This is a genomic window from Ruegeria sp. (genome assembly GCF_965221235.1).
Taxonomy (GTDB): domain Bacteria; phylum Pseudomonadota; class Alphaproteobacteria; order Rhodobacterales; family Rhodobacteraceae; genus Ruegeria.
In genome coordinates, this window is record NZ_CBDCRS010000004.1 from 543,784 (window position 1) to 560,269 (window position 16,486).

Annotated in this window: 15 protein-coding genes; 4 read left to right on the top strand and 11 right to left on the bottom strand. The window is 59.4% G+C overall.

Annotated elements, in window-relative coordinates:
* Window positions 1–65 precede the first annotated feature (65 nt).
* Window positions 66–1,118 carry a Hint domain-containing protein gene (locus ACOQOY_RS05715; protein WP_420584508.1) on the bottom strand — a complete coding sequence of 351 codons (1,053 nt, stop codon included), beginning with the start codon at window positions 1,116–1,118 and terminating at the stop codon, window positions 66–68.
* Window positions 1,119–1,302: 184 nt separating this feature from the next.
* On the opposite strand from ACOQOY_RS05715, the gene ACOQOY_RS05720 reads away from it, so the two are divergent.
* Window positions 1,303–2,481 carry an NAD(P)/FAD-dependent oxidoreductase gene (locus ACOQOY_RS05720; protein ID WP_420587215.1) on the top strand — a complete coding sequence of 393 codons (1,179 nt, stop codon included), beginning with the start codon at window positions 1,303–1,305 and terminating at the stop codon, window positions 2,479–2,481.
* On the opposite strand, the gene ACOQOY_RS05725 is transcribed toward ACOQOY_RS05720, so the two are convergent.
* From ACOQOY_RS05725 to mraZ, 9 genes are all read right to left on the bottom strand, one after another.
* Window positions 2,478–2,852, bottom strand: a complete 375-nt coding sequence (locus tag ACOQOY_RS05725; protein ID WP_420584509.1) for a glycine zipper family protein — start codon at window positions 2,850–2,852, stop codon at window positions 2,478–2,480. The two genes, ACOQOY_RS05720 and ACOQOY_RS05725, sit on opposite strands and share 4 nt — an antisense overlap.
* Before the next feature lie 105 nt (window positions 2,853–2,957).
* Window positions 2,958–4,358: a UDP-N-acetylmuramoyl-L-alanine--D-glutamate ligase gene (gene murD, locus ACOQOY_RS05730; RefSeq protein WP_420584510.1), complete on the bottom strand. Its 1,401-nt coding sequence runs from the start codon at window positions 4,356–4,358 to the stop codon at window positions 2,958–2,960.
* A 149-nt stretch (window positions 4,359–4,507) separates the two neighbouring features.
* Window positions 4,508–5,590 carry a phospho-N-acetylmuramoyl-pentapeptide-transferase gene (mraY, locus tag ACOQOY_RS05735; protein ID WP_420584511.1) on the bottom strand — a complete coding sequence of 361 codons (1,083 nt, stop codon included), beginning with the start codon at window positions 5,588–5,590 and terminating at the stop codon, window positions 4,508–4,510.
* A gap of 24 nt (window positions 5,591–5,614) precedes the next feature.
* Entirely contained in the window at window positions 5,615–7,009 is a 1,395-nt protein-coding gene (locus ACOQOY_RS05740; RefSeq protein WP_420584512.1) for a UDP-N-acetylmuramoyl-tripeptide--D-alanyl-D-alanine ligase, read from the bottom strand.
* On the bottom strand, window positions 7,006–8,487 hold the full coding sequence (locus tag ACOQOY_RS05745) for a UDP-N-acetylmuramoyl-L-alanyl-D-glutamate--2,6-diaminopimelate ligase (protein ID WP_420584513.1): 1,482 nt from the start codon (window positions 8,485–8,487) through the stop codon (window positions 7,006–7,008). The genes ACOQOY_RS05740 and ACOQOY_RS05745 overlap by 4 nt, the downstream gene beginning before the upstream one ends.
* A 23-nt stretch (window positions 8,488–8,510) precedes the next feature.
* On the bottom strand, window positions 8,511–10,298 hold the full coding sequence (locus ACOQOY_RS05750; RefSeq protein ID WP_420584514.1) for a peptidoglycan D,D-transpeptidase FtsI family protein: 1,788 nt from the start codon (window positions 10,296–10,298) through the stop codon (window positions 8,511–8,513).
* Window positions 10,295–10,663 (bottom strand): cell division protein FtsL, encoded by a 369-nt coding sequence (ftsL, locus tag ACOQOY_RS05755; protein ID WP_420584515.1) that lies wholly within the window; start codon window positions 10,661–10,663, stop codon window positions 10,295–10,297. Before ftsL ends, ACOQOY_RS05750 begins: the two co-directional genes overlap by 4 nt.
* Window positions 10,660–11,652: a 16S rRNA (cytosine(1402)-N(4))-methyltransferase RsmH gene (gene rsmH, locus ACOQOY_RS05760; RefSeq protein WP_420584516.1), complete on the bottom strand. Its 993-nt coding sequence runs from the start codon at window positions 11,650–11,652 to the stop codon at window positions 10,660–10,662. The genes ftsL and rsmH overlap by 4 nt, the downstream gene beginning before the upstream one ends.
* A 4-nt stretch (window positions 11,653–11,656) precedes the next feature.
* Window positions 11,657–12,157, bottom strand: coding sequence for a division/cell wall cluster transcriptional repressor MraZ (gene mraZ / locus ACOQOY_RS05765; RefSeq protein WP_420584517.1), 501 nt, complete (start codon window positions 12,155–12,157; stop codon window positions 11,657–11,659).
* A gap of 468 nt (window positions 12,158–12,625) precedes the next feature.
* Here mraZ and ACOQOY_RS05770 point away from each other — a divergent pair, with 468 nt between their 5' ends.
* From ACOQOY_RS05770 to ACOQOY_RS05780, 3 genes are all read left to right on the top strand, one after another.
* Window positions 12,626–12,958 (top strand): hypothetical protein, encoded by a 333-nt coding sequence (locus ACOQOY_RS05770; protein ID WP_420584518.1) that lies wholly within the window; start codon window positions 12,626–12,628, stop codon window positions 12,956–12,958.
* Window positions 12,959–13,065: 107 nt separating this feature from the next.
* Window positions 13,066–13,290, top strand: coding sequence for a DUF1127 domain-containing protein (locus tag ACOQOY_RS05775; protein WP_420584519.1), 225 nt, complete (start codon window positions 13,066–13,068; stop codon window positions 13,288–13,290).
* Between the two features lie 489 nt (window positions 13,291–13,779).
* The gene (locus ACOQOY_RS05780) at window positions 13,780–14,070 is read left to right on the top strand and encodes a DUF1330 domain-containing protein (RefSeq protein ID WP_420584520.1); all 291 of its coding nucleotides are present in this window, start codon (window positions 13,780–13,782) and stop codon (window positions 14,068–14,070) included.
* Here ACOQOY_RS05780 and ACOQOY_RS05785 read toward each other — a convergent pair.
* Window positions 14,067–16,460 carry an ATP-dependent helicase gene (locus ACOQOY_RS05785; RefSeq protein ID WP_420584521.1) on the bottom strand — a complete coding sequence of 798 codons (2,394 nt, stop codon included), beginning with the start codon at window positions 16,458–16,460 and terminating at the stop codon, window positions 14,067–14,069. The genes ACOQOY_RS05780 and ACOQOY_RS05785 overlap by 4 nt on opposite strands.
* Window positions 16,461–16,486 lie beyond the last annotated feature (26 nt).

Genomic DNA, 16,486 nt, shown 5'->3' on the forward strand with positions numbered 1-16,486 from the left:
TCTGCACGAATAAGCCTCTCGCGATCCGCCAATACCCCGCGACGCTAGACGCCTTCCGGAAAGAACTATAGCCCAGAGAGTAGTGGCTTGCGGTTCTTGACATGCCGTTCGATCAGAACCCGCGCTTGCTTTCCTTTGGCTGGCGTTAGCCGTGCCAATTCCGGCGCGTAAGTATCTGAGACTATTTCAGGAAACAGTTCGGCAATTTCCGCCACGGCGGCCGCACCAACACCCTTCAAAGCTTCGGGACCGGTGTACAGGCTTTCGGACGGTGCGCCCTCGGCAAAGATTACCTCGTGGCGGTCAAAAAGCAGGTGGTAATAGGTGACAGGCCGTTCACCTGCCTCAACATCGACGCCCGGCATCCCCTGAAGCTTGTGCGCGGGAATAAGAACCTCGTCCCGGGCGAACATTCTGGCGGCGATCGGCGAGCGGACCAGCATCCGGTGTTGCGGAGACACAAGCAGGTCTTGCTTGGGCAAGTCCGCGCCCAGCGCCCCTTTTGATATTCTGATCGGGCGCAACTTGGGCTTCACCGTCAGGTCGATAGTGTCCAGCGTTTTCGCTCCGATCCAGCGGATGGGCTGCGGGCCATTGTCCAGGGTCAGGACAAGGTCGCCCACCTCAAGGTCCTGGATCGCGCGCGGCCCGGTCGGTGTGCTGATCGCCGTGCCGGACACAAAACAGGGCACCACGGTATCAATGTCGATATCGGGTCCGTTATCAGTGATCGCAGTAATTGTGAGCGTCGTGTTCAGCGGTGGAACGGTACCGCCAATAAACGCCATGAAAAACCCATCTTCTCCATCGACGCCGATCGAGTTGCCGTCCCCGTTGACATCATAGTCGAATAGGCCGATCTGATAGGTATTTGTCCCGTCGGTTACTGAAATCGTGAAATCCCAGTAAATCGTTTCTCCCAGATACGTTTGCGTCGGATCGTTCGCGGTTTCGTTAGAAACACTGTCGCCGTCAAAGATTGTTCCGTCTGCACCATCTTCAATAGTGATCTGGCTGTAACCCGAAATGGTAAAAGTCGAACCAACGACACTCGAAGAGGCTCCCTGATCCGTCAGGGTGGAATCGCTGCGAAAAGCGCCGAAAATCGTTGTGGGCATGGAAGAAAACTCCGCCAGACTCTTAAAACAAACACGCTGCACATGTGTACACTGACAAGTTCAGTAGGACGTCACTTTGAATTGGTCAAGATTGGTGTGCTTATGGCCGCGCCACTGTGCCCGCGCTGCATCTGGCGCGGATGAGCCTCTTGCCATTCCCGGCAATCCGCGCCATGCGCAGCACATGACCTATGACACGATCATCCTTGGTGCCGGTGCGGCCGGTATGATGTGCGCCGCCCATTGCGGCGGGCGCGTTCTGGTGATCGACCACGCAAAAGCTCCGGGCGAGAAAATCCGTATCTCGGGCGGTGGGCGCTGCAACTTTACCAACATGTATGCAGGGCCGGGCAACTTCCTGTCGCAGAACCCACACTTCTGCAAATCCGCGTTGGCACGATACACCCAGTGGGACTTTGTCGATCTGGTCGGACGTCACGGTATCGCATGGCATGAGAAAACGCTGGGGCAGCTTTTTTGCGACGGGTCTTCGAAACAGATCATCCAGCTGCTGCTGGCCGAAATGGACCGCGTCGGGGCCGAACTTTGGGTACGGACCGAGTTGAAAGACCTGCGCAAGACCGAAGATGGTTTCGCGCTAGAGGTCGAACGCGAAGGCCAGCGCCATACCCTTACCTGCCGCAATCTGGTTCTGGCAACAGGTGGCAAGTCGATCCCCAAGATGGGGGCCACGGGACTGGCTTACGACATCGCACAACAGTTCGGGTTGCGCGTGACCCAGACCCGCGCGGCTTTGGTGCCATTCACCTTCTCGGACGGAAAGTTCAAGGACCTGTCCGGTGTTTCCCTGCCCGCCCGCCTGTCGAACGAACGTACCGGTTTTGACGAAGCACTTCTGTTCACCCATCGCGGCCTAAGCGGGCCATCGGTATTGCAGCTGTCTTCGTACTGGCGCGAAGGCGAGGAGATTCGGGTCAACCTGATACCCGACCTGCCGCTGTTCGACCTGTTGCGCACTCAGCGCCAAAGCGGCGGGCGTAAAGCGTTGACCACCGAACTGGCCCGCCACCTGCCCGCGCGACTGGTAGATTACCTGAAACTCCACATTCCGATGCAGGGCAATCTGGCCGACCAGTCCGACGCGGCGCTGACCGATCTTTCGGCTGCGTTGTCAGATTGGCGGCTAACGCCATCGGGGACCGAAGGTTACCGCACCGCCGAGGTCACGCTGGGCGGGATCGACACCGATGACCTGTCATCAAAAACGATGGAGGCCAGGGATGTCCCCGGCCTCTATGCGATTGGCGAAGCGGTAGATGTCACCGGCTGGCTGGGCGGCTACAACTTCCAATGGGCTTGGTCCTCGGGCCACGCCGCAGGAAGCGCTATCGCGGCCGGTTAGCCCACTACGGCGTAACCGCGGTTACGCATGCAGTTGCGCACGATAACTTCCTGGTTCTGAGTGTTGCTGATCGCACTCGCCCCGGCCCCGACCAGCGCACCCGCTACCGCAGCGCGCCCCAGATCGCTGGCGCTGTCGTCAATGATAGCCTTCGTCCCGGCCGCACCAGCCGCACCAATGGCGGCAGCGCCTGCCGTGTTGCCATCAACCACGCCCTGCTGGCGCGCCAACGCCTGACACTGGGCCAGATCGGCATTGTAGTTCGGGCCAACTGGTCCATCGACAATCGGCTGATAGTTCGCGCCGGAGTTGGTGCAGGCACCAACCACCAGAATGGCGGGCAAGATCAAAGAGAACTTACGGAATGACATATTCATACCCTCACGTTTAATTTGCAGGCAGGCAAAACCAATAAATATGGTGCGTCAAGCAGATAGCACCTCAGCTTGGCCAAACCGGCGGTCTATTGCAAATCACTATTTGGGAAGCCGTTTCCGAACCTGCGCCACAAAGTCATCGCCGCGCTGTTCGAAATTGTCATACTGATCGAAGCTGGCCGCTGCCGGAGCAAGCAGAACGGTCTCACCCGGCTGGGCATCTGCCATGGCCTGCTCGACGGCTTCGGACATGGTGGTACAAACCTGCGCCTCGGCCTCCAGCTGCATCGCGAAACCGGCTGCCTCACGCCCGATCACATAGGCCTTGATCACATGGTCCTCAGCTCCGTTCAACGCAGCAAGCCCACCTTCTTTTTCCAGCCCCCCACAGATCCAACGGATATTTTTGAAGGCGCTCAGGGCTTTCAGAGCACTGTCGACATTGGTAGCCTTGGAGTCATTCACATAGGTCACGCCATCAACTTCGGCGATGATCTGACTGCGATGCGGCAGGCCGGGATAACTGCGCAGCGCCTCTTCAATGACGCGCGGCGCAAGACCAAGCGCACGACAGGCAGCATAGGCGGCACAGGCGTTCTGATGGTTGTGCGCACCGGGCAGCCCCGTAATCTCACGCAGATCAATCGAACCAGCCTGACGCCCCTTGCGGTATTCGGACAGAACCCCCTTGCGTGCAAAGACCTGCCAACCCGGACCATTCAGTTTGCGCGCCACCGAGATGCGGATCACCCGGTCATCGGTTGGCCCCTCGGACAGTTGCCCGGCCAGAAATGCGCCTTCGTTCTCATCCACACCGACCACCGCACGGTCCGGCCCGCCTTCGGCAAACAACCGGCGTTTGGCGGCAAAATAACCGCCCATGCCGCCGTGCCGGTCCAGATGGTCCGGCGACAGATTAGTGAACACCGCTACATCCGGCGTCAGGGATCGTGCCAGCTCGGTCTGATAGCTAGACAACTCCAGCACGACCACCGAGCCGTCCCCGCCGGGTTCAATATCCAGCACCCCGCGCCCGATATTTCCGGCCAGCTGCGCCTCGCGCCCGGCTTCCGTCAGGATGTGATGGATCAATGCCGCCGTGGTCGACTTCCCGTTCGACCCGGTCACAGCTATTACGCGCGGAGGGGTGTCATAGTTGCTCCACTCCGGCCCGGCAAATGACCGGAAAAACAGGCCAATGTCATTATCCACAGGCACTCCGGCCTCAAGCGCTGCGGCCACGACCGGATTTGGTGCGGGATAAAGATGCGGAATACCCGGCGACACGATCAGTGCGGCGATATCGTTAAACGCCCCATGACGGTGCAAATCGACACAGGCGAACCCTTCGCCCTCGGCAGCCTCACGCGCGGCGGGGTTGTCATCCCAGCACACTGGCTCGGCCTTGCCTGCCCGCAAAGCGCGCGCCGTGGTCAGACCCGACCGCCCCAGCCCCAGAACCGCAACCTTCTGCCCTGAAAACCCTTTGACCGGGATCATGCCGCCCACCTTCATCGCTTAGAAATTTGCGCCACACTGCACCGAAGGATTTCCCGAAGGCAAGAGCGCGTTCAGGCTCGCGCGGCAGCGCGAGCCGGGCCCAACGGGTGGCAGGGGGCCCCACAGGCCCTCCGAACCCGGCGGGAGTTTTACCGGACTTTCAACGTCGCCAGACCGATCATCGCCAGAATCAGCGATATGATCCAGAACCGGATCACGATGGTCGGCTCAGCCCAGCCCTTTTTTTCATAGTGATGGTGGATCGGAGCCATCAGGAACACCCGGCGTCCGGTGCGCTTGAAATACAGCACTTGGATGATCACGCTCAGCGCTTCGACCACGAACAGGCCGCCAACCACGGCCAGCACCAGCTCATGCTTGGTTGCTACTGCAATCGCACCCAGCGCGCCGCCCAGGGCCAGCGATCCGGTGTCGCCCATGAAGACGGCGGCAGGCGGGGCATTGTACCACAGAAAACCCAACCCGCCCCCGAACAGGGCGGCGGTAAAGATCAGGATTTCACCGGTTCCCGGCACATAATGCACATCCAGATATTCGGTAAAGTCGACCCGACCAACCGCGTAAGCAATGATCCCAAGGGTCGTCGCCGCGATCATCGCAGGCATAATCGCCAGACCGTCCAGCCCATCTGTCAGATTGACCGCATTGGCGGCCCCCACGATGACGACAATCGAGAACGGAATATAGAAGACCCCAAGATTAACCAACGTATCCTTGAAGACCGGAACAGCCAGTTGGTTCTGCAACATTTCAGGGTGATAAAGCGATGCCCAAAGCGACGCGAGGGCTGCAATGATGACCCCCAGCGCCAGCCGCATTTTGCTCGACACACCCTTGGTATTCTGTTTCGAGACCTTGGCGTAATCGTCCGCAAAGCCAATCGCCGCATAGGCCAAAGTCACGAACAGTACCATCCAGACATAAGGGTTGTCCAACCGTGCCCATATCAGCGTCGATGTCACCAGCGCGCCCACAATCAGCAGCCCGCCCATGGTCGGGGTTCCAGCTTTAGAAAAATGCCCTTCGGGACCGTCATCCCGGATCGGTTGACCCTTGCCCTGCTTGCGCCGCAGCACGTTGATCAGCGGCTTGCCGAAGATAAAGCCAAAGACAAGCGCCGTCAGAAAAGCCCCGCCCGCACGGAACGTGATGTAGCGAAAGAGGTTAAAGAAATCCCCTCCGTCCGACAGTGCGGTCAACCAATAGAGCATATCAAAACCTTTCTCGTACGGCGATCATGGGGCAGGCGCGCCCCCTTGCCCCATTTTCCGCAAACCGTCAACAATCTGCGCCAGCGCCATGCTCAGCGAGCCTTTGGCCAGCACCGTATCTCCTGCGCGGATCAACTCTGGCAAGTGGCCGGCCATCTCGGCGCTGGTCTCAGCCCACAGCCCACGCTTATCCGCAGGCAGTGCGTCATGTAGCGCCTTCATCAGCGGGCCGATGCAGTGAACCTGATCGATTTGCGCCATCGCGGGAACATCGGCCATTCCCGCGTGCATGGCGACTTCCAGCGCGCCCAACTCTTTCATGTCGCCCAGAAAAGCGATCCGGCGCGCGCCCTGCGAGGCCGCCAGCACATCCAGCGCGGCCTCCATTGAGGTCGGGTTGGCATTATAGCTGTCGTCCAGCAACTCGATCTGACCGCCGCAGGCCAGCGGCAGCACCTCACGCACGCCGCGCCCCTTGACCGGAGACCATCTGCGCAGGCCAGCAATGGCCGCTTCCAAATCAACGCCCATCTCGACGCAGGCCGCCAAAGCGCCCAACGCGTTCATCGCAAAATGAGTACCCGCCGACTGCACATCAAACGTGACCGAAGCATCCCCCACTGCCGCACTCGCATGTACCGAGTTGCCCCCTTGCGTCACCTCGATCAGTCGGTAATCCGCGGCCTGTCGGCCAAAATCAACGATCCCGGCGCCGTGATCTTGTGCGGTCTGACGCAGAATATCCGCATGTTCGGTATCCGCGTTCACAATCGCTGCACCACCGGGTTCCAGCCCTTCAAAAATGGCTGCCTTTTCATGCGCGATTCCAGCAACCGACTCGAACGCCTCAAGGTGTACGGCTGCCACCGTCGTCACCAAGGCCACATGCGGACGGGCCTGCCGGGCCAGAGGCGCAATCTCACCCGGATGGTTCATCCCAATCTCGATCACAGCAAATTCGGTATCGCGCGGCATCCGCGCCAGCGTCAGCGGAACGCCCCAGTGATTGTTGTAGCTGGCGACACTGGCATGGGTCTTGCCCTGCGTTTCCAGAATGGTGGACAGCATTTCCTTGGTTGAGGTCTTACCGACACTGCCGGTGACTCCGATCACACGCGCCTCTGTGCGGGCACGGCCCGCCATGCCCAAGGCCTCAAGCCCGGTTTGCACGTCCTCAACGATCAACAACGGCGCGTCCTCTGCCACGCCTTCAGGAATGCGCGACACCAGTGCTGCACCAGCGCCCTTTTCCAGCGCCTGCGCCACGAAATCATGACCGTCCCGTGCGGCTGTAAGCGCCACGAACAAATCTCCGGGCTGGAGGGTCCTGGTGTCGATGGATATGCCATTCACGGACCAGTCGGTCGTGGCGCGTCCGCCGGTTGCCTCGGCAGCCTCGGCTGCGGTCCAGAGCGTCATGCGACCCTCCCGTCCAGTGCGGCGACACTGATACTGGCCTGCTCCACGTCATCAAAAGGCAAAACCTGATCGCCGACTGTCTGGCCGGTTTCATGCCCCTTGCCCGCAATCAGCAGCGCGTCACCAGGTTGCAACGCATCTATGCCGCGCAAGATGGCCTCGGCCCGGTCGCCCACTTCGGTCGCTTCCGGCGCGCCGAGCATAACGGCGGCGCGGATGGCCGCCGGATCCTCTGTGCGCGGGTTGTCATCGGTGACAAAGACCACATCCGCATTCTCGGCGGCAGCCTGCCCCATCAGCGGACGCTTGGTCGCATCGCGATCCCCGCCTGCACCGATGATGGCGATCAACCGCCCCATCACATGCGGCCGTAGCGCTTTGAGCGCCGTCGCAACAGCATCCGGTGTATGGGCGTAGTCGACGAACACGGCCGCACCGTTTTCACGCGTGGCCGCCAATTGCATGCGGCCCCGGACGGTCGTCAGGTGGGGCAATGTTTCGAACACGCGCTCAGGCTCTTCACCCGCCGCGATAACCAGACCACACGCAAGCAGGATATTCTCGGCCTGAAAGCCTCCGATCAGGTTCAGACGGGTCTGGAAAACCTGGTCCAGCCACGAAAACCGCAGATCTTGCCCGGTGGCGTCAAAGCGTTGGTTCATCAGGCATAAGTCAGCATCGCCCAACCCGACAGTCAGGATGTTCTGCCCTCGCGCTTCGGCTATTTTGTGAACCTCGGCGCCCTTGGGATCGCTCATATTGATCACAACCGTGCCGTCCTGCGGCAGTACGCGGTCGAACAACCCGGCCTTGGCGGCGAAATAGGCCTCGAACGTCTCGTGATAGTCCAGATGGTCCTGCGTGAAATTCGAAAAACCAGCAGCGGTCAGATGCACACCATCCAGCCGACGCTGTTCCAGACCGTGCGACGAAGCCTCCATCGCGGCATGGGTCACGCCGTTCTCGGCTGCTTCGGCCAGACAGCGATGCAGGGTGATCGGCTCGGGTGTCGTATGCGCCAACGGAGCAGTCCATGCGCCCTCGACGCCCGTAGTGCCGAGATTGACAGCGGCATGACCAAGCTCTGTCCAAATCTGGCGCACAAAAGTCGCCACCGATGTTTTTCCGTTGGTCCCTGTAACGGCCACGATGGTCTGCGGCTGCGTGCCAAACCACAATGCTGCGCATCCGGCGAGCGATTGGCGCGGGTCTTCGACAACGATCAGCGCAGCGTCCGAATTCGCCAGCTCCGCAGCGGCGATTTCTGCACCCTCGGCATCGGTCAGGATCGCGGCTGCCCCCATGCGCAGGGCATACTGGATGAACTCTCCGCCATGCACGCGGGCGCCGGGAAGGGCTGCGAACAGGTAGCCGTCCTTCACCTCGCGGCTATCTACGGTCAGGCCCCTAATGTCGGGGTTCGCGCCACCTCGTGCGGTCAGGGCCAGTTGGCTGAGTGTTTTCGTCCTTGTGCCCATGACCCACCTTCTTTCTGGACAGCCTAATTCGAGGTCAGGGTTATAGCAGCGCCCGCCTCAGGCTCAAGCCGTGGACGCAGACCCAACAGTGGCGCAATCCGCCCGATCAATTCAGCGGCCACAGGAACCGCCGTCCACCCCGCCGTACGGCGCTTTTCGCCATAAGCCACGATGGAGGGCTCATCCAGCGTTACGATCAGCACATATTTCGGGTCGTACGCCGGGAAGATGGTTGCAAAGGTCGCGATAACCTTGTCATCATAATACCCGCCGCGCGGCTTGGGCTTGTCTGCGGTGCCGGTCTTGCCCGCCACATCATACCCCGCCACATCACCAAAACTGGCCGTTCCATCCGTGACCACCTTGCGTAGCATGCTCTGCGCCTGCTTTGCCGCGCTTTGCGACATGACGCGCGGCCCGTATTGAGGGCCATTCTTCCGCAGGATCGTTGGGCTGACATAATGCCCGCCATTTGCAATTGCCGCGTATCCCGCAGCCAGGTGCATTGGGCTGGTCGACAACCCGTGGCCATAGGAAATGGTCACGGTGCTCAACTCACCCCATTTCTTGGGCTTGAGCGGCGCGCCGCCGGCAGCCTCGACAATTTCGAACGGGGTGGCTTCGAACATGCCCAGCGCCTCAAGGAAATCCTGCTGACGCCTTGCACCGATTTGCAGCGCCAAACGCCCCGTACCCCGGTTCGAGCTGTGGACGATCACGTCTGCCACGCTGATCTTGCCGTAGTTCTTGCCGTTAAACTCACCGATCGGGAACCGCCCGATCCGCATCGGACCAGATGTGTCGATGATGGTCTCGGAATTCACCAACCCCAACTGAACCGCCTGCGCTGCGGTGAAAATCTTGAATACCGAACCCAGCTCATAAACGCCCTGCACATAGCGGTTGAACAGCGGGCTATCGGACGGATCAAACCCCGATGTCGGCGGGCGCGGGCGATCATTCGGATCAAACGACGGCAAAGACGCAGCCGAAACCACCTCACCCGTGTGCGCGTTCATCAGTACCGCCGAGGCACCCTTGGCGTTCATGATCTTCATGCCACCGTAAAGTACCTGCTCGACCGCCGCCTGAACGGTCAGGTCCAGCGAAAGTTCCAGCGGTTTGTTTCCATTGGCGGGGTCGCGCAAGTAGTCGTCGAACTGCTTTTCAACCCCTGCCACGCCGATAACTTCGGCGGCACTCACGCCTTCACGACCAAAGCCAGAGCCGCCCAGAATATGCGCAGCCAGTCGGCCATTGGGGTACAGACGCATTTCGCGCGGGCCAAACAGGATTCCCGGATCGCCGATGTCATGCACCGCTTGTTTCTGTTCGGGCGAGATGCGCTTCTTGATCCACAGGAACTTGCGGTTGCCAGTGAAGTCCTTGACCAGACGCTCTTTATCCAGATCGGGGAAGATCGCCACCAACTGGTTAGCCGCAGCGATCGGATCGATCATCAATGGCGGTTGAGCGTAAACCGAATAGGTATCCAGATTGGTCGCCAGAATGCGCCCCTCACGGTCCACGATATTGGCGCGCTGCATGGCAATCGCCGCACCTGGTGCGGAAGCCAGCGGTTCTTGCGCCTCGGACGTGGCCAACATGCCCATGCGGACACCCACCACCGAGAAGGCACAGAAAAAGAACAGCCCCAACACCAAAAGACGCCCCTCGGCGCGGGCGCGGGCGCGGTCCTTCATGTCTTCGTGGCGCTGGCGGATATTCTCGCGCTCAATCGCTTTGGGGTTCTCACCCCGCGCGCGCGCGTCAAGGATACGGGCCAGAGGGCGCAGAGGCGTGCGGGTCATGGGATCTGCACCTCGCCCAACGCCTGCGTGCTGGTGATGGCCTGCAACTCAATTGGATCAACGATGGGCAGGTCCGGGTCTTCGGCATAGGCAATCTGATCGGCGCGACCGAATTGCTCGGCCCGCAGCGGCAGCAGGCCCAGACGTTCAAAGTTCAGGTCGGCCAGTTCGCGCAAGCGGTCGGGACGGTTCAAATAAGCCCATTCCGCGTTCAGAACGGCCAGCCGCACCTGCGCCATACCGATCTCTCGCTGTAGCTTCTGGGTTTCTTTTACCACTTGCTGGGTCCGGTAATTCTCCTGATACGCCCAAAGCGCCAGCCCGAACACGGACAGAGCAGTCAACACATACAAAATACTCTTCATTTCGCTCTTCCCCCTACTTGCGGCATCCCAATGGCACGGGCATCAATTTCCCCCGCCGGAGCCTCAGTCCGCACCGCGACGCGCAGCTTGGCCGAGCGCGCGCGCGGGTTTTCCTGCAATTCCTGCTCATCCGGCCCCACAGCCTTGCGGGTTTTGAGTTTGAATTGCGGCAGTTCCTGTTCCATCTCGGGCGCATAGCGGTTGGCCCGCCCGGTCTTGCCAGCCCGAGATTGAAAGAACCTTTTGACCATCCGGTCTTCAATCGAGTGGAACGTCACAACAGCCAGTTGCCCACCGGGTTTCAATGCCCGCTCAGCAGCCATAAGGCCTTGGAATAGTTCTTCATATTCCGCGTTCACTGCGATCCGCAGCCCCTGAAAGCTGCGTGTTGCAGGGTGCGATTGCCCCGGCTTTGGACGCGGCAGGCAAGATTCGATGATCTCAACCAGACGCAGTGTCGTGGTGATGGGCTCATCAGCCCGCGCTTTCACGATAGCTTTCGCGATTCGGCGGCTGGCGCGCTCTTCCCCGTAATGGAATAGGATATCGGCCAGTTGTGCCTCGGTCGCCGTGTTCACCAAATCAGCAGCGCTTTCGCCTTCCTGGCTCATCCGCATATCCAGCGGGCCGTCTTTCATGAAGGAAAATCCGCGCTCGGCCTGATCCAGCTGCATTGAGGACACGCCCAGATCCAATACCACCCCGTCCAGGTCCTGCGCATATTCGTCCATACGCGAGAACACACCGGGCTGCATCACCAGCCGGTCGCCATAATCGCCAGCCCAATCCGCCGCCATCTCAAAGGCAAGCGGGTCGCGGTCCACGCCGATAACCTTATCAGCCCCTCCCTCCAGCAAACCACGCGTATACCCGCCAGCCCCAAAGGTCCCATCCAGCCAAACGCCAGAGATCGGCGCCACGGCGGCCAGCAACGGACGCAGCAGAACAGGGATATGAGGTTTGTCGGAAGGGGTCTCAGCGCCGGCCATGCCGTTACGCCCCGGATCCGTCGAGGAATTGCATCGGATCGAAGTCCTCAGGGTATTCCTCGTTCCATTCTTCCGCGTCAGACAGGGCCTCGGCCTCATAGGTCTCGGGCTTCCATATCTGGAACGTGTCACCGGCGGCAATGAAGAACGCCTCTTTCTCAAGGCCGATCTTTTCACGCAGCTTCGCAGGCAGAACAAGACGCCCGGTTTCATCTACCGTCGTTGGGAAAGACTGACCATGGAACATGCGTTGCAGCATCTTGCGTTGGGTCGAGCCGCGCGGCAGAGCGTCGATCTTGGCATCGACCTCGTCGATCGCCTCCATCGAATAGCATTCAAGGTATTTGCGGTTCTGGCCGCCGTATACAATCACCAATTCGGGATTGTCACCGGGCTGCCAATTGGCATCAGAGGCTTCAAGCACACGGCGAAACAGGGCCGGGATCGAGACCCTGCCCTTCGTGTCCACCTTATGGTGGCTTTCACCTCTAAACCTGCGCGCCAAGACGACTGTCCCTTTCGCTTGCGCCCCACCTAAATCTCACGTCCCCCCGGATGAAAAACGGCGGGTTGATCTGCTGCCACTGATCAACCCGCCGCATTGACCCGCTCTGCGGGATGTCCAGCTGCGCGCGCCACCTGGGGGGATGTCTGCTCGCCCGCGCGCCGGATCTCTTGAGTGATGAAAGCGAGATGCCTGTATGAAACCTGTTTTTGTTGGTTCGGGGTCGTTTGGCGCCCCATGTGCCTCGTCCTCATCGGATGATTAAGGGATGACATGGGAATTCATGGAAATCAACTATAAATTTCGCCGACTCACTACCCTTACTCAATCATATTCTACCGAAGAGCGGATGCAAACCAAGTTTACGATACCATAATTGGGCTATTCTGGAATCAGTGATACCATATATAGATGATTTTCTGATCGATCAGTTTATCCCATGCTTTCCCAAAAAACTTTGAGTTTTTCATGGATTCTGTATCGCAACGTGAAAAACAGGCTGATTCAAACGCCGAATCACCACACTCCCGGCTAAGAGGGCGGCACTTCTGCGCCCCTGCCCATTCCCCGCCCATGAATTCCCGTGACCTTCCCTGCGGCATTCATTCAGGTCGATGCTCGACCCAAGATTGCAAAACGCACAAATTTCAAAAGAAGGCGCGTAAAGAAGAAGCAATTTCGTGGCCGCTCAAATTCGCAAACGTTTGCGGTAACAGCGGCGAAGGGCGTTTCAGCCATATTTTAAAGGGTATTTGGCAGACACATTCCCAACGCTTTGATATCTATGCAATTGCTGCATAGCAGCATTGACGACATGGGCTATTGTGCAATCGCAGCATTTGCCTATTTTCATTCTCAAGCAAACGCCGGAACACACCGGCAGAGACAAACTATATCGGGTTACGCAGATGGCTGCAGCTACACATCAGACCGCGCTCAAAGGCGCTCCGGCAACTGGCCTGGCTTCGCTGATCGAGGCCGCTAAGACCCGATTTGCCCGATATCGCGTCTACCGCCGTACAGTCAACGAACTTTCGGGACTGTCGAACCGTGAGCTGGCCGATCTGGGCCTGCACCGTTCGATGATCCGTCGCCTGGCGATGCAGGCAGCCGAAGAATACACCGCGCAATAAGCGCAACGACATAACCGAGATCAGGTCCTTCCTCCTCCCTTTAGGACCTGTATTTCAGCGGCGATATCTCTCCTCCTCCCTGATATCGCCGCGACTTATACCGGCCCTGAACGCCGGACACTGACACACCGGGTATTTCTCCTCCCTTTCCCGGTGTTGAAAGCGCGCGGCGACGTCTCTCCTCCTCCCTGACGTCGCCGCGTCTTACAGATACCGGGAACAAACCCGGAAGCGGATACATCGGGACTCTCCTCCTCCCTGTCCTGATGTTGAAAGCGCGCGGCGACGTCTCTCCTCCTCCCTGACGTCGCCGCGACTTGCACATACCGGGATCAAACCCGGGTTCGGATACATCAGGGCTCTCCTCCTCCCTGCCCTGATGTTGAAAAGAACGGTGGTTCCCTCTCCTCCTCCCTGGGAACCGCCGTTTTTGTTTTTCAGGTGCAGGATTGTAGGATAGAGGCCCGAATGGATTGTCAGGAGCTTCCAATGGCCGCCTATTTCATCGCGCAGATTTCGATTCACGACCCGGACGGGTATCAGGAATACCTTGAAGGCTTCATGCCGATCTTTGACCGCCACGGAGGGCGTTTGTTGACGGTCTCATCCAAACCGGTGGACGTCATCGAAGGCACGTGGGCGGAGAACGGCATCGTTCTGATGGAATTTCCGTCGCTGGAGGCCGCTAAGGCGTGGAAGGACGACCCCGATTACGTTGCGCTGGCCAAAATCCGGCACCGCACAGCGACGGCAAATATGGTTCTGGTCGAAGGGCTTTAGAACGGCACGTCGTCTTTGGCAGACAAGAAGCGCGAGACAACCTTCTTGGTTCCCGCCTTGTCAAAATCGACTTCGACCTTGTCGCCTTCGATTCCGATCACCGCGCCATAGCCAAACTTCTGATGGAACACTCGTTCGCCCAATGTGAAGCTGGCCAAGGCTGTCGCGTCGATCACTGTGTTACGGCTTTCACGAGGCTGAGACGTTCCGTACTGCCCCTGCCGCGCCTGCATCCGCTTCCAGCCGGGCGAATTGTAGACATTCGCCTCAGCCGCGCGGGTTTCGATACCGGTCGTCGGCTGACCACCGCCATACAGCCCCGGAGGCGTCAGCACCTCCACATGATCTTCTGGCAACTCGTCGATAAACCGCGACGGCATCGCATTCTGCCATTGCCCGAATACGCGCCGATTGGCGGCGAAGGATATCGTACAGACCTCTTCTGCGCGAGTGATGCCCACATAAGCCAGACGCCGCTCTTCCTCGAGGCCCTTGATTCCGGATTCGTCCATCGACCGCTGCGAGGGGAACAGCCCGTCCTCCCACCCCGGTAGGAACACCGCGGGAAACTCCAGCCCCTTGGCCGCGTGCAGCGTCATGATTGAGACTTTGGCCCCGTCGCCTTCTTGCTCGTTGTCCATGACCAGGCTGACATGCTCAAGAAACCCTTGCAGGTTCTCGAAATTGTCGAGTTGATTGACCAATTCCTTGAGGTTCTCCAGCCGACCCGGAGCCTCGGGCGTTTTTTCATTCTGCCAGTGGGCAGTATAGCCGGATTCGTCCAGAATGATCTGCGCCAGTTCGATATGCGAGACCTCAGGCTCTCCGAACCGTAAAGGCGCACCATCATCAATCACCGACTCATCATCCACCTCAATCCGAGGTCCGCGTGTCATCGCATTCCAGCGAGCTAACCCGTCGATCAACTCGCGCAGGGCCTTGCCGCCTTTACCTTTGATCAGCCCACTATCAACCGCGATCCGAGCCCCATCGACCAGCGACACCCCATTCTCGCGCGCCGTCACCTGAATCGTCTGCTGCGCCTTGTCGCCCAAGCCCCGCTTTGGCGTATTCACGATCCGCTCAAACGCCAGATCGTCTCCGGGGCTGACCACCAACCGAAAATAGGCCATGGCATCGCGAATCTCCATCCGCTCATAGAACCGAGGGCCGCCGATTACTTTGTAAGGCAGACCAATCGTCAGGAACCGATCTTCAAACGCGCGCATTTGGTGCGAAGCGCGGACTAGGATGGCGATTTCGTCCAACCCGATCGGACGCACACCGCGCGTCCCGCCCTGCATCGCGTCGATCTCTTCACCGATCCAGCGGGCCTCTTCCTCACCGTCCCAATGGCCGATCAGGCGGACCTTCTCACCGTCTTCAGCATCGGTCCAAAGCTCTTTGCCCAAACGGCTTTCGTTACCACGAATAACATTCGATGCAGCGGCCAGAATATGCGGAGTTGAGCGGTAGTTCTGTTCCAACCGCACGACATATGCGCCCGGAAAATCCTTTTCGAACCGGAGGATGTTGCCCACTTCGGCCCCGCGCCAGCCATAGATCGACTGGTCATCGTCGCCCACGCAGCAGATGTTCTTGTGCGCCCCGGCCAGCAAACGCAGCCAGAGGTATTGGGCGACGTTGGTATCCTGATATTCGTCCACCAGAATATAGCGGAACCAGCGCTGATATTGCTCCAACACGTCCTGATGGGTCTGAAAGATCGTGACCATGTGCAGAAGCAGGTCGCCAAAATCCACTGCGTTCAGTTCGCGCAGGCGGGTCTGGTATTGGGCGTAAAGCTCAATCCCCTTATTGTTATAGGCCCCGGCATCCGCAGCTGGCACCTTGTCGGGCGTCAGCGCTCGGTTTTTCCAGTCGTCAATGATCCCGGCCAGCATCCGCGCGGGCCAGCGTTTGTCGTCGATATTGGCGGCCTGGATCAGCTGCTTGAGCAGGCGTAGCTGGTCGTCGGTATCCAAGATGGTGAAGTTGGATTTCAAATCGACTAGTTCCGCGTGACGGCGCAGCAGCTTGACGCAGATCGAATGGAACGTGCCCAGCCAAGGCATCCCCTCGGCAGGTTGCCCCAACAGACGGCCAACACGATCCTTCATCTCTCGCGCGGCTTTGTTGGTGAACGTCACCGACAGAATCTCGTTCGGGCGCGCCCGCCCCGTGCTAAGAAGATGTGCAATCCGGGCCGTCAATGCCTTGGTCTTGCCCGTGCCAGCCCCGGCCAGCACCAGGACCGGTCCATCCAACCGTTCAACCGCGTCGCGTTGCGCCGGATTCAATTCATCCAGATAAGGCGAAGGGCGCGCGGCCATTGCCCGCGCCGACAGCGATGCGCCCTCGAAGGCGTCCATTTCGTCGAAACTGCTCATCCTCACAAACTACGCCGGATACGCGC